Raw genomic sequence first — 14512 nt, 5'->3', positions numbered from 1 at the left:
CTAATGTTTTAAGCGTTCCGTTGCCAGTCTCGCCACATTCTGCATCTCATCCAGTAGCTCAAACAGCTCAGGCTCAACGGCGCTGATATCCTCATGGTGCCGCAGATTTTGCTCCAGCTGCAGGCAGAGCTGTTTCATGCGCGGCACGCCGCTGTAGCTGGCGCTGCCGTGCAGCTTATGGATGATATCGCGCAGCGCCGGGATATTATTTTCGCCAATATACTGGTCGATCAGCGACTGCACTTCCGGCAGAAAATCCACCAGCATCTGCAGCAGATCGCGGGCAAGGTCGGGCTTATTAGCAGCCTGGCGCAGCGCCAGCGCCCAGTCGAGGGACGCCGGGACCTCAATCACCGGCGGCAGCGCCTGGCGCGCACTCGGCGAATAGCGCGCCAGCAGGCGGCTGAGTTTTTTCTCGTCGATCGGCTTGGCAAGATAGTCATTCATCCCCGCTTTAATCAGCTGTTCGCGTTCACCATCCAGCGCGTGCGCGGTCACGGCGACAATCGGCGTATTCGCGTGCTGCGGCAGGGCGCGGATCTCTTCACTGGCGCGGATGCCGTCAATTTCCGGCATCTGAATATCCATCAGAATAATGTCGAGATGCTGAAGCCGGGCCTGCTTGATCGCCGCTTCGCCGCTATCACACAGGACAATGTGCGCCACCTGCTCTTCGAGAAGAGCGCCAATCAGCTTGAGGTTGGCTGGGTTATCGTCAACCGCCATCACCCGCAGCGGCAGGCGCGGGCGCTCAATCAACTGCTGAACATCTCTGGCATGGTGATCGACCAGAATCGGCAGCAGGCGCGTCATCGAAATCGGTTTGATCAGGCAGGCGGTCACGCCGCGCGCTTTTAGCTCTTCGGTGTACACCTGCATCTGGAACGGCAGGCCCATAATCACGCTGTCGGCGCGCTGCAGAATCGGCGTCAGCTGCTCACCGGTCATTTCCAGATGATGGCGATCGGCTACCGGCAGCCCCATCAGCAGCACATCGTAGTGCGGGTCCGGCAGCTCGGCCAGCGTTGGGCTGTAGTGGATTTTCATCGGCGTGATGCTGAGCATCTCCATCATCGCTTTGGCGGCGGCGGCGTTAGGCTCAACGTAGGCCAGGCTTTGCCCCTCAATACAGTCCATCAGGCGCGGATCGCTTGCCGCGTTGGGGTTCAGCGCCAGATTAATGTGGAACCAGAAGGTGGAGCCGTGGTTCAGGCGGCTGTGGAAGGAGATCTCACCGCCCATTTCGTTGACCAGCTTTTGGGTGATCACCAGCCCCAGCCCGGTGCCGCCGTGGCGCCGTGAGATGCTGGCATCGGCCTGGCGGAATGCCTGGAACAGCTGCGACTGCTGCTTTTCGGAAATGCCGATGCCGCTATCGTGAATCTGTACTTCCAGCTCCATGCGGTTATTGCTCAGCGCCCGTTTTTCCACGCGAATATCAATATTGCCGCGCTCGGTAAATTTAATCGCGTTGCCCAGCAGGTTGACGATGATTTGCTGCATGCGCAGCGGATCGCCGATGGCATTATCCGGCACGTCGCTCTGAATATTCAGCGTCAGCTCCAGCCCTTTATCGTGCGCCGACTGCGCCAGCAGCACCACCACCTCGTCCAGCGTGGCGCGCAGCGGGAACGGAATGGTTTCCAGAATCAGCTTGCCCGCCTCCAGCTTGGAAAAGTCGAGCACGTCATTGATGATGCTCAACAGATTATTCGCCGAGCGTTCGATAGTGTGCAGGTAGTCGCGCTGCGTCGAGTTGAGAGTGGTTTTCAGCGTCTGGCGGGTAAAGCCGATGACGCCGTTGAGCGGGGTGCGCAGCTCGTGCGACATATTGGCGAGGAACTCGGACTTGATGCGCGCCGCCTCCTGCGCACGTTTTTTTGCCAGATCCAGCTCAACGTTCTGGATCTCCATCTGCTCCAGCGTTTCGCGCAGATCGGACGTCGCCTGGTCGATATTCTGCTGCATCTCTTCGTGATAGGCCGTCAGCGACATCGCCATCGAGTTAATGCCGTTTTTCAGCACGTCCAGCTCGCCGAGCATATAGCCTTCAACGCGGCTGTCGAGCTGCCCACGGCGAATGCGGTCAACGGTACTGACCATATTCCGAATTGGCCCGGTAACGTCGCGCATCAGGCGGTAGGCAAACAGCATCGCAATACACAGGCACAGCAGCAGCAGCAGGGTGGAGATAAACACTTCTTTATACTGCTGCAGGCGCACCGACTGCAGGTCGAGCTCTATCGCCACATAGCCGAGCGGATTACCGGTCGGTTTGGCGTCCTGCCCCGGAGACTCATCGGGGTAGTAACTCTCAGAAAGGATCGGCGTGCGCAGAATAACGGAGTTACCCTGGCGCTGCTTCAGGTATCTAGCCGTCAGCGGCGTGTTATCCGGCAGGCGCAGCAGGTCAGGGGACTGATGATAATTCGAGGTGACGAACAGCTGATTGTGGTCATCAAACACTGAGATAGCGCGCACGATATCCGAATGGCGGCGGTGCAGCAGGCTGACCAGCTGGCGCACCGATTCGCGGCTGTGGAAGGTCATACCGTATTCGCTGGAAACGGCCAGCGGCTCGATAATATTTATCCCGGCATCGGTCAGCTGGGTTTGCAGCTCGTTATAACGATTGACGACAAAAAACGTCGACAGCAGCAGCCCGATCATCAGCGTCGGCGCCAGAATTAAGATCATCATGCGTGCCCGCAGGCTGTATTTGGTCATAATATTCCCTGTGCGCGGCGTGCAGCTCTGCCGTCCGTGTTGCGTATTATCCTGAATCAGTCGAATTTTTTCTGCCGCTATGCCAGGCTACACCCGATTTTTTCCGGCAATAACCCTGACTTTTGAGAAGCAAAGAAATAATGGCGCAATTCTACTCTGCAAAACGGCGCGTGACGACCCGCCAGACGATAACGGTAACGGTTCATGATCTGGATGCTTTTGGTCAGGGCGTGGCACGCCACAATGGCAAGGCGCTGTTTGTGCAGGGCGCGCTGCCCGGCGAACAGGTCGAAGTCAGGATCGAAGAGGATAAGCGCCAGTATTCACGCGGCGTGGTGCAGCGCATTATTAGCGCCAGCCCGCAGCGAGTGGAACCGCGCTGCCCGCATTTCAGCCGCTGTGGTGGCTGCCAGCAGCAGCATGCATCCAGCGAACTCCAGCAGCAGAGCAAGGCAAACGCGCTGGCGCATCTGCTGACGCGGGAAAGCGGCTTTGCCGTGAGCGTCGACGACGTGATTGCCGGGCAGCCCTGGGGCTACCGCCGCCGCGCCCGTCTCAGCCTCAATTATCAGCCGAAAACCCAAGCCCTGCAGATGGGGTTTCGCGAAAAGGCCTCCAGCGAGCTGGTCAATATCACGCAATGCCCCATTTTGAAGCCCGAACTTAATGCGTTGATTCAGCCACTTCGCGCCGTGCTCAATGATCTGCAGGCGGTGCGGCGCCTCGGGCACGTTGAACTGGTGCTGGCGGATAACGGCCCGCTGCTGGTTTTACGCCATCTTGACCCCCTTGCTGACAGCGACCGACAAAAACTGGAACAGTTTTCGCATGAGCATCAGTTGGCACTGTATCTTGCCCCTGACAGTGACACGCTTGTGCAGATTTCGGGAGAGATGCCACACTATCGTTCTCACGACCTGACGCTGACCTTCAGCCCGCGCGACTTTATTCAGGTCAATGATGAGGTCAATCAGCAGATGGTGGCCCGTGCGCTGGAGTGGCTGGAGCTGAAAGCGGACGACAGGGTGCTTGACCTGTTCTGCGGAATGGGAAATTTTAGCCTGCCAATGGGTAAACTGGCTGAAAATGTCGCAGGTGTGGAGGGTGTTGCAGCATTAGTGGCGAAGGGTGCGTATAATGCAGAATTGAATAATTTGCATAACGTGTCGTTCTGGCAGCATAACCTCGAAGAGGATGTCAGCCGCCAACCCTGGGCTGCTCAGGGATTTAACAAGGTGTTACTGGACCCGGCGCGTGCCGGTGCCGCCGGCGTGATGGCGCATATCATTAAACTTGCGCCGCAGCGGGTGGTCTATGTTTCCTGTAACCCGACGACGCTGGCACGGGATAGTCAGGCATTACTGACGTCCGGCTACCAATTGGAACGGGTGACAATGCTCGATATGTTCCCACATACCGGGCATCTGGAATCCATGGTGCTGTTTAGCCGAAAATAGGTCCCTGAACGGGGGCTACGCCAGGAGAGGATATGGTTGCGGTAAGAAGTGCACATTTGAATACGGCTGGCGAGTTTGCGCTCGACCAATGGATCACCAGTCTGGGGATCTCCAACCAGCAGTCATGTGAACGACTGGCCGAAACCTGGCGCTATTGTGAGGCGACCACTAAAGACCATCCTGATGCCGCGCTGCTGCTGTGGCGCGGCGTTGAGATGGTTGAAATCCTCTCGATGCTCAGCATGGACTGCGAAACGCTGTGTGCCTCGCTGCTGTTCCCGCTGGCCGACGCTGGGGTGGTTACCGAGCAGCGGCTTGAGGAGCAGCACGGTAAAGCTATCGTCTCGCTGGTTCACGGCGTGCGCGATATGGACGCTATTCGCCAGTTAAAAGCCACCCATAATGACTCAATGGCCTCTGAGCAGGTCGATAACGTGCGCCGCATGCTGCTGGCGATGGTGGAAGATTTCCGCTGTGTGGTCATCAAGCTGGCGGAGCGTATCGCCCACCTGCGCGAAGTCAAAGACGCGCCGGAAGATGAGCGCGTGCTGGCGGCGAAAGAGTGCACCAATATCTATGCTCCGCTGGCTAACCGCCTCGGTATCGGCCAGCTGAAGTGGGAGCTGGAAGATTTCTGCTTCCGCTACCTGCATCCGGAAGAGTACAAGCGCATTGCCAAGCTGCTGCACGAGCGCCGTATCGATCGCGAAGACTATATCGATACCTTTGTGCAGTCGCTGCGTACCGAGATTGTGAAAGAGGGCGTGAAGGCGGAAGTGTATGGCCGCCCGAAACATATCTACAGCATCTGGCGCAAGATGCAGAAGAAAGCGCTGGCCTTTGATGAGCTGTTCGACGTGCGTGCCGTGCGCATCGTGGCGGAGCGTCTGCAGGATTGCTACGGCGCACTGGGCATTGTGCATACCCTGTATCGCCATCTGCCAAGCGAGTTCGACGACTATGTCGCGAACCCAAAACCGAACGGCTATCAGTCCATTCACACCGTGGTGCTGGGGCCGAAGGGTAAAACCGTTGAGATTCAGATCCGCACGCGCCAGATGCATGAAGATGCCGAGCTGGGCGTGGCGGCGCACTGGAAGTACAAAGAGGGCGCGGCAGCCGGCGGCAGCGCACGCGGCGCCTCCGGCCATGAAGGGCGTATTGCCTGGCTGCGCAAGCTGATTACCTGGCAGGAAGAGATGGCGGACTCCGGCGAGATGCTCGACGAAGTGCGCAGCCAGGTGTTTGACGATCGGGTCTATGTGTTTACCCCGAAAGGGGATGTGGTGGACCTGCCGGCCGGCTCCACGCCGCTCGACTTTGCCTACCATATTCACAGCGATATCGGCCACCGCTGCATCGGCGCGAAGATTGGTGGGCGCATCGTGCCGTTTACCTATCAGCTGCAGATGGGCGACCAGATTGACATCATCACCCAGAAGCAGCCGAACCCGAGCCGCGACTGGCTGAACCCGAACCTCGGTTACGTGACCACCAGCCGCGGGCGCTCTAAGGTGCACGCCTGGTTCCGCAAGCAGGATCGCGACAAGAATATTATCGCCGGGCGCCAGATCCTCGACAACGAACTGGACCACCTCGATATCAATCTGAAAGATGCCGAGAAGCTGCTGCTGCCGCGCTACAACTTCAATACGCTGGATGAACTGCTGGCGGCAATTGGCGGCGGCGATGTGCGCCTCAATCAGATGAGCAACTTCCTGCAGTCGAAGCTGCACAAGCCAAGTGCGGAAGAGGAAGACCGCGAGGCGCTGCAAAAGCTGACGCAGAAAACCTCCAACAGCGTACCGCGCAGTAAAGAGAGCGGGCGCGTGGTGGTCGAAGGTGTCGGCAATCTGATGCACCATATTGCGCGCTGCTGCCAGCCGATCCCCGGCGATGATATCACCGGCTTTATCACCCAGGGGCGCGGGATCTCGATTCACCGCGCAGACTGCGATCAGCTGACGGACCTGATGTCGCACGCGCCGGAACGCATCGTCGATGCCGTCTGGGGTGAGTCTTATTCCAGCGGCTATTCGCTGGTGGTGCGCGTCACCGCCAACGATCGCAGCGGCCTGCTGCGCGACATCACCACCATTCTGGCTAACGAAAAGGTCAATGTGCTGGGCGTTTCCAGCCACAGCGATACCAAGAGGCAGCTGGCGACCATAGATATGGATATTGAAATTTATAATCAGCAGGTGCTGAGCCGGGTGATTGCGCGGCTGAATCAGGTGCCGGATATCATCGACGCTAAGAGATTACATTGATCATCAGTGAATCGTAGGGGGCGACCGCTTTTCTGGTCGCCCCGTCATGGCGATGCACAGGGCCGACCGAAAAAGAAGGTCGGCCCCTACAAATCAGGAATAAATTATGACTTCTCTCGATCGCCTGCTGGGCATCATGAAAACCCTGCGCGATCCGGAAAACGGCTGCCCCTGGGATCGCCAGCAGACCTTTGCCACCATCGCGCCTTATACCCTTGAAGAAACCTATGAAGTGATCGACGCGATCAACCGCGCCGACTTTGACGATCTGCGCGGTGAACTGGGCGATCTGCTGTTTCAGGTGGTGTTTTACGCGCAGATGGCGCAGGAAGAGGGGCGCTTTAACTTCGACGATATCTGCAACGCTATCAGCGATAAGCTGGAGCGCCGCCATCCGCACATCTTTGCCGATGCTCAGGTGAGCGGCAGCGCTGAGGTGCTGGTTAACTGGGAAAAAATCAAAAGCGACGAGCGTGCGGAGAAAGCACAGCATTCGGCGCTTGACGATATTCCTGCCGCGCTGCCAGCGCTGATGCGCGCCCATAAAATCCAGAAGCGCTGTAGCAGCGTGGGCTTTGACTGGACCACCATCGGGCCGGTGCTGGACAAAGTACACGAAGAAATTGATGAGGTTATGCACGAAGCGCAGCAGGCGGTTATCGACCAGGACAAGCTGGAAGAGGAGATCGGCGACCTGCTGTTTGCCACGGTTAACCTTTCACGCCACCTCGGCAGTAAGGCGGAAACCGCGCTGCAGAAAGCCAATACCAAATTCGAACGCCGCTTCCGCCAGGTTGAACAGATTATCGCCAGTCAGGGGATGGAAATGTCGCAGGCTACCCTGGACCAGATGGAAGACGCGTGGCAGGTGGTAAAATCTCAGGAATAATTGGCTGACACGATTCAACAAAAATGTGACATGCATCAACCTTATTTTTCCGCCATTCAGGTAATGTCAGGGCGGTAAATGCGGTGGACGGCACACAACCGGAAACGATCAATTGTCGCACCCGGGGGATTCGGGTATACTATTTTCCCGTCCTGGTTATTCATTCCATCGTCTTTAAACCTACATTCTCAGGTTCAGCATGACAACGAACTATATATTTGTGACCGGCGGGGTCGTTTCCTCTCTGGGTAAAGGCATTGCCGCAGCCTCCCTGGCCGCCATTCTCGAAGCACGTGGTCTTAATGTGACCATCATGAAGCTGGACCCGTACATCAACGTGGATCCGGGCACCATGAGCCCGACTCAGCACGGTGAGGTCTTCGTGACCGATGACGGCGCAGAGACCGATCTTGACCTCGGTCACTACGAGCGCTTCATCCGTACCAAAATGAGCCGTCGTAATAACTTCACCACTGGCCGTATCTACTCAGAAGTGCTGCGCAAAGAGCGCCGCGGTGACTATCTGGGCGCGACCATTCAGGTGATCCCACACATTACCAATGCGATCAAAGAGCGCATCATCGAAGGCGGCGAAGGCCACGATGTTGTGCTGGTTGAAATTGGTGGTACCGTGGGTGACATCGAATCACTGCCGTTCCTCGAAGCGATTCGCCAGATGGCGGTAGATGTAGGTCGTGAGCACACCATGTACATGCACCTGACGCTGGTGCCTTATATGGCGGCTGCGGGCGAAGTGAAAACCAAGCCAACCCAGCACTCGGTGAAAGAGCTGCTGTCGATCGGTATTCAGCCTGACGTGCTGATCTGCCGTTCTGACCGCGCTGTACCGGCCAACGAGCGGGCGAAAATCGCGCTGTTCTGTAACGTGCCGGAAAAAGCGGTTATCTCACTGAAAGACGTCGACTCCATCTACAAGATTCCTGGCATGCTGAAATCGCAGGGCCTGGATGACTATATCTGTAAGCGCTTCAACCTGAATGCCCCGGAAGCCAACCTGGCCGAGTGGGAGCAGGTGATTTACGAAGAAGCCAATCCAGGCGGCGAAGTGAACATCGGTATGGTCGGCAAATATGTCGAGCTGCCGGATGCTTATAAGTCGGTGATTGAAGCGCTGAAGCACGGCGGCCTGAAAAATCGCGTCACCGTGAATATCAAACTGATCGACTCACAGGATGTTGAAACCCGTGGCGTGGAACTGCTGAAGGATCTGGATGCTATCCTTATTCCTGGCGGTTTCGGCTATCGCGGCGTGGAAGGCAAACTGATGACGGCGCAGTACGCGCGCGAAAACAACATCCCTTACCTTGGCATCTGCCTGGGGATGCAGGTTGCGCTGATGGAATTCGCCCGCAACGTGGCTCATATGGAAGGCGCGAACTCGACTGAATTCGTCCCGGACTGTAAGTACCCGGTGGTGGCGCTGATTACCGAATGGCGCGACGAAGACGGCAACGTCGAGCAGCGCAGTGAGCAGAGCGATCTGGGCGGCACCATGCGCCTCGGCAGCCAGCAGTGTCAGCTGACCGAAAACAGCCTGGTGCAGAAGCTGTACGGCTCTGACACCATCGTTGAGCGTCACCGTCATCGTTATGAAGTCAACAATATGCTACTGAAGCAGATTGAGGCGGCTGGATTACGTGTCGCAGGCCGCTCAGGGGATGACCAGCTGGTTGAGATCATTGAGCTTCCTGACCACCCCTGGTATGTTGCGTGTCAGTTCCACCCGGAATTCACCTCAACACCTCGAGACGGGCACCCGCTGTTCAGCGGCTTTGTAAAAGCCGCCAGCGAGTACCAGAAGCGTTTGGCAAAATAAGTGTTTTCATAACAGCCTGAAAATTTGAACGTTTCAGGCTGTTTGTGTCTAAGTTTAAGTTAACTTGTACTGAGGAAAAACTAATGTCCAAAATCGTTAAAGTCATCGGTCGCGAAATCATCGACTCCCGTGGAAACCCGACCGTTGAAGCTGAAGTTCACCTGGAAGGCGGCTTTGTCGGTCTGGCAGCAGCGCCATCAGGTGCTTCTACTGGTTCTCGCGAAGCGCTGGAACTGCGTGACGGTGACAAATCTCGTTTCCTGGGTAAAGGCGTAACCAAAGCGGTAGCCGCCGTTAACGGTCCAATCGCTGACGCGGTCACCGGTAAAGATGCGAAAGACCAGGCCAACATCGACAAGATCATGATCGATCTCGACGGTACTGAGAACAAATCTCAGTTTGGTGCTAACGCCATCCTGGCCGTTTCCCTGGCTGCGGCCAAAGCAGCCGCTGCTGCTAAAGGCATGCCGCTGTACGAGCACATCGCTGAACTGAACGGCACCCCAGGCAAGTTCTCTATGCCACTGCCAATGATGAACATCATCAACGGCGGCGAGCACGCAGACAACAACGTCGACATTCAGGAATTCATGATCCAGCCTGTTGGCGCAAAAACGCTGAAAGAAGCTGTGCGTATGGGCTCTGAAGTCTTCCATACCCTGGCAAAAGTGCTGAAGTCGAAAGGCATGGGCACTGCGGTCGGTGACGAAGGTGGCTACGCGCCAAACCTGGGTTCTAACGCCGAAGCACTGGCTGTTATCGCTGAAGCGGTAAAAGCAGCAGGCTACGAACTGGGTAAAGACATCACCCTGGCGATGGACTGCGCAGCGTCTGAATTCTACAAAGACGGCAAGTACGTGCTGGCAGGCGAAGGTAACAAATCCTTCACTTCTGAAGAGTTTACTCACTTCCTGGAAGACCTGACTAAACAGTACCCAATCGTCTCTATCGAAGACGGTCTGGATGAATCTGACTGGACTGGTTTCGCTTACCAGACCAAAGTGCTGGGCGACAAAATCCAGCTGGTGGGTGACGATCTGTTCGTTACCAACACCAAGATCCTGAAAGAAGGTATCGACAAAGGCATCGCTAACTCCATCCTGATCAAATTCAACCAGATCGGTTCACTGACCGAAACGCTGGCTGCGATCAAAATGGCAAAAGACGCCGGTTACACTGCGGTGATCTCTCACCGTTCAGGTGAAACTGAAGATGCCACCATCGCTGACCTGGCGGTGGGTACTGCTGCAGGCCAGATCAAAACCGGTTCAATGAGCCGTTCTGACCGTGTTGCTAAGTACAACCAGCTGATCCGTATCGAAGAAGCGCTGGGCAACCGTGCGCCATTCAACGGCCTGAAAGAAGTTAAAGGCCAGTAAGATGCTGATATCTGAAGCCTGATGGGCTGAGGATTATCTGAAAAGCCTCGTCTGCGGACGGGGCTTTTTTTTGCTTATCATATTATTTTCAGTGAGTTAGATGAGAATCCTTCCGATGCGGAAAAGTCCTGGTTCACGGCGGGTGGGGCGTTTTCTTCGGTAATTTTGTGTAAATTCCTGGTACTATTTGTAATCAGGAACGTCAAAATGAAATACCGTGCTGATGTTGACGGGCTACGCGCACTTGCCGTACTGCCCGTTATTGCGTACCACATGGGGATGGGTGGTATACCCGGCGGCTTCACCGGGGTGGATATTTTCTTCGTCATTTCAGGCTATCTGATCTGCGGGATTATCTATAACAACGCGATGGCGGGAAATTTCTCTTACCTCGACTTTTATAAGCGCCGCTGCCTGCGCATTCTGCCGCCGCTGTTTGTGGTGCTGCTGGCTACGCTTGTCTTTGGTTATTACCATCTGCTGCCCGCGCAGTTTAGCGACCTGAGCAACAGTGCTCTGGCGGCGCTGCTCTCCGCCTCTAACATCTTCTTCTGGAAAACCACCGGTTACTTTGACGGCCCGGCCGATCTGAAACCCCTGCTGCACACCTGGTCGCTGGCGGTAGAAGAGCAGTTCTATATCCTCTTCCCTATCGTACTGCTTTTGGTAGTGCGCCTGTTCCGCAGCCGCACGACGCAGGTGATGCTGCTGGTCATTGTCGCCTCGCTGCTGCTGAGTATCTATGGCGTGACCCGCAAGCCGACATTTACCTTTTACATGCTGCCAACCCGCGCCTGGGAACTGGCACTGGGGGGGATTATTGCGGTTGCCGGGCTGGAAGCAAAAACGGCGCGCTTAACCGCCGGGTTGAAGCACGGCATCAGTCTGACCGGGCTGGCGCTGATCCTCTACGGCTTCTTCCAGCTGAATACCGATATGCCTTTCCCGGGGTGGAATGCGCTGTGGCCCTGCGTCGGTAGCTTCCTGATTATCCTTGCCGGCCAGCAGTCAGTGGTCTCGCGCGTGCTGGCCTTGAAGCCGATCGTCTATATCGGCATGATCTCCTACTGCCTGTACCTCTGGCACTGGCCAATTATCGTCTATGCGCGCATGTTCTTTAACTTCGAGCCGGGCGTGCGCGAGCTGACGATCCTTGGCCTGACGTTTGCCCTGGCGATTGCCTCACGCTATCTGATTGAAATACCCTTCCGCTACAAACTGGCCTGGGTTTCCCCCGGGCGTATTGTGACCGCATCGGTGGTTGGCCTGGCGCTGATGTCTGCCGGGGCGATCTATAAGGGCCATCTCAGCAACGGCTCCGGGCAGTTCTCAGCGCAGGCGCTGTCGCTGGCGCAGTATGCGCAGTACAGCAAAATGCCGGAGTTTGACTATCAATACCGTCGCGGGCAGTGCTTTGTCGATGGCAAAAGCCATGAGGACAAACCGTTTGACCGCCAGTTCTGCCTGCAAACCGTGCCGGAAAAGAAGAACTACGTGATGATCGGTGACAGCCATGCGGCGCACCTGTGGCGTGCTGTCAGCCTGGCGGCAGGCAGTGACATCAATGTTATCCAGGCGACCTCGGCGGGCTGTAAGCCGCTCTCCCGACAGTCTCTGCGCAATCCGTGCAGCGAGCTGGTGGATTACGTGTATGACCAGTGGATACCCGAGCATAAAATTGATGGCGTGATTATTTCCGCGCGCTGGGCAGCGGAAGATATTGCGCCGCTGCGCGCCACGCTCGACCATTTGAAAACGCGTTCGGATAACATCATCGTGATGGGGCCGACCGTGGAGTACACCGAAGCCCTGCCCGACCTGCTGGCCTATCAGACCGACGGTCGCAAAGATCTGGTCGCCTCCTCCGTCAAGAAAGAGGTGCGTGCAACGGATGCGCAGATGAACGCGGCAATGCTGGCGCAGGGGACGCGCTATATCTCGGTCTACTCGATTGTTTGCCCGGGTAACGTCTGCCGGGGAATCGCCTCCGACGGCCATCCGCTCTCTAACGATTATGGCCATTTCACCCTCAGCGGAGCGAAAGATGTGGCAAAGCAGGCGATGATTCAGATGCACGACAAAAACTTTATGTAACCCGCCACCCCCGGCAGCCGTCGGGGGTTTTTGTAATTAATTTAAGTAAGAATCATCTTATGCCGATACTACCTGTACCAGGAGTTTTCCTATTACAGAGTGGGCATCATGCTTAAAAATATCAAAGTCGTTACCAGCATTATCATTATGCTGCTCATTTTCAGCACGCTGCTGCTGGTTTCCAGCGCGCTGTCGTTTAATGCCATCAGCAAGGACAAGGATAATTTTACCCGCGCCACTATCCTGACCCAGCAGCAGGGGCAGCTGAGCGACGCGTGGCAGACGCTGGTTAAGACCCGCGTCACGATTAACCGTGTGGCCATCCGCATGCTGAAAAATCAGACGGACGAGAAGTCCCTGGCCGCCATCAGTAAGCTGCTGAGCCAGGCACAGGAGACGCTGGATGATGCGAACCAGCACTTCGCCCGTTATAAAAGCTTCCCGATGCAGGTTGGCGAAAATGAACAGCTTGCGAACACCGTTGAGCAGCACTATCAGCAATTTTCCGAAACGTTAAAAATGTCAGTGCAATATCTGGGTGCCAATAACTATCAGGCTTACGGCAATCTGGAAGCGCAGGAAGCCCAGGATAATCTGGAAAAAAGTTACGATACCTGGCGCGTCCAGAATGGCAAACTGCTGCAGACCGGCAGCGAAGATAACCAGCAAGGTTATCGTAATATGGTGTGGACGCTGGCGCTGGTGGTACTGAGTCTGGTGCTGCTGGTTATTGCCGTCTGGATGGTGATTAAACGCGTGCTGCTGACGCCGCTGAAACAGCTGCTGGAACATATTCAGCGCATCGCCTCCGGTGACCTGTCAGAAACGCTGGTGGTGGCAGGGCGCAGTGAAATGGGTCTGCTGGCTGAGGGTCTGACGCAGATGCAGCAGTCGCTGATCGGCACCGTAAGCAACGTGCGCGACAGCGCTAACGCCATCTACACCGGCGCCAGCGAAATCTCCCAAGGCAACAACGACCTCTCGTCGCGCACCGAGCAGCAGGCTGCCTCGCTGGAGCAGACTGCAGCCAGCATGGAAGAGCTGACGGCGACCGTGAAGCAGAACGCCGAAAATGCGCGTCAGGCCTCATCACTGGCAAAAAGCGCGTCAGAAACGGCTGAAAAGGGCGGGCGTGTGGTCAATGGCGTGGTGAAAACCATGAGCGAAATTGCCGACAGCTCCAAAAAGATTGCTGATATCACCAGCGTGATTGACGGCATCGCCTTCCAGACCAATATTCTGGCGCTTAACGCCGCGGTGGAAGCCGCGCGTGCCGGTGAGCAGGGGCGTGGATTTGCCGTGGTGGCGGGGGAAGTGCGTAATCTGGCGCAGCGCAGCGCTCAGGCGGCGAAAGAGATTAAAGGGCTGATTGAAGCCTCCGCAAGCCGCGTGGATGCCGGTTCCCAGCAGGTTACCACCGCCGGGGAGACCATGAACGACATCGTGAATGCGGTGGTGCGCGTCACCGACATTATGGGGGAGATCTCCTCCGCCAGCGACGAACAGAGCCGCGGTATCGACCAGATTGGTCAGGCAGTTACCGAGATGGACCGCGTGACGCAGCAAAACGCCGCGCTGGTGCAGGAGTCCGCAGCCGCTTCAGCCTCACTGGAGGAGCAGGCGGGCCGTTTGTCGCAGGCGGTGGCGGTGTTTAAAATCAGCCAGCATCAGGCAAAGAGCCTGACGGCGCCCGCTGTTAAGGTGCAAAAGCCGCTAAAGCTGACGGCTCCGCGCCAGGTAACGGCCAGCGATGAAGGCAGCTGGGAGACCTTTTAACGTCTGATGGCGGAAAAAAGCACAGTGTGATTGGCCTTATCCCGTCAATCTGCCATAATCTGCGCCCTTAATTTAGCCGCCAG

8 protein-coding genes are annotated in these 14512 nt (G+C 56.5%); 7 read left to right on the top strand and 1 reads right to left on the bottom strand.

Annotated elements, in window-relative coordinates:
• A complete protein-coding gene (barA, locus tag J2Y91_RS03350; RefSeq protein ID WP_133622871.1) occupies nt 1-2727 on the bottom strand; it encodes a two-component sensor histidine kinase BarA in 2727 nt (908 codons plus the stop codon).
• 140 nt (nt 2728-2867) lie between these two features.
• Here barA and rlmD point away from each other — a divergent pair, with 140 nt between their 5' ends.
• From rlmD to J2Y91_RS03315, 7 genes are all read left to right on the top strand, one after another.
• Complete coding sequence (gene rlmD, locus J2Y91_RS03345; protein WP_253537289.1) at nt 2868-4184, top strand: 23S rRNA (uracil(1939)-C(5))-methyltransferase RlmD; 1317 nt, start codon at nt 2868-2870, stop codon at nt 4182-4184.
• 32 nt (nt 4185-4216) lie between these two features.
• Complete coding sequence (gene relA / locus J2Y91_RS03340; RefSeq protein WP_048917142.1) at nt 4217-6454, top strand: GTP diphosphokinase; 2238 nt, start codon at nt 4217-4219, stop codon at nt 6452-6454.
• Between the two features lie 106 nt (nt 6455-6560).
• Nucleotides 6561-7343: a nucleoside triphosphate pyrophosphohydrolase gene (mazG, locus tag J2Y91_RS03335; RefSeq protein ID WP_133622873.1), complete on the top strand. Its 783-nt coding sequence runs from the start codon at nt 6561-6563 to the stop codon at nt 7341-7343.
• A 199-nt stretch (nt 7344-7542) separates the two neighbouring features.
• Nucleotides 7543-9180, top strand: a complete 1638-nt coding sequence (gene pyrG, locus J2Y91_RS03330) for a glutamine hydrolyzing CTP synthase (RefSeq protein ID WP_253537263.1) — start codon at nt 7543-7545, stop codon at nt 9178-9180.
• A gap of 83 nt (nt 9181-9263) precedes the next feature.
• Entirely contained in the window at nt 9264-10559 is a 1296-nt protein-coding gene (eno, locus tag J2Y91_RS03325; RefSeq protein WP_253537261.1) for a phosphopyruvate hydratase, read from the top strand.
• 207 nt (nt 10560-10766) lie between these two features.
• Entirely contained in the window at nt 10767-12653 is a 1887-nt protein-coding gene (locus J2Y91_RS03320; protein ID WP_133622874.1) for an acyltransferase family protein, read from the top strand.
• A 108-nt stretch (nt 12654-12761) separates the two neighbouring features.
• Nucleotides 12762-14429, top strand: coding sequence for a methyl-accepting chemotaxis protein (locus J2Y91_RS03315; protein WP_133622875.1), 1668 nt, complete (start codon nt 12762-12764; stop codon nt 14427-14429).
• Nucleotides 14430-14512 lie beyond the last annotated feature (83 nt).

The sequence above is a fragment of the Erwinia aphidicola genome, assembly GCF_024169515.1.
GTDB lineage: Bacteria > Pseudomonadota > Gammaproteobacteria > Enterobacterales > Enterobacteriaceae > Erwinia > Erwinia aphidicola.
Note: the sequence above shows the minus strand (reverse complement) of the source record. Positions and strands in the feature narration are given on the sequence as shown.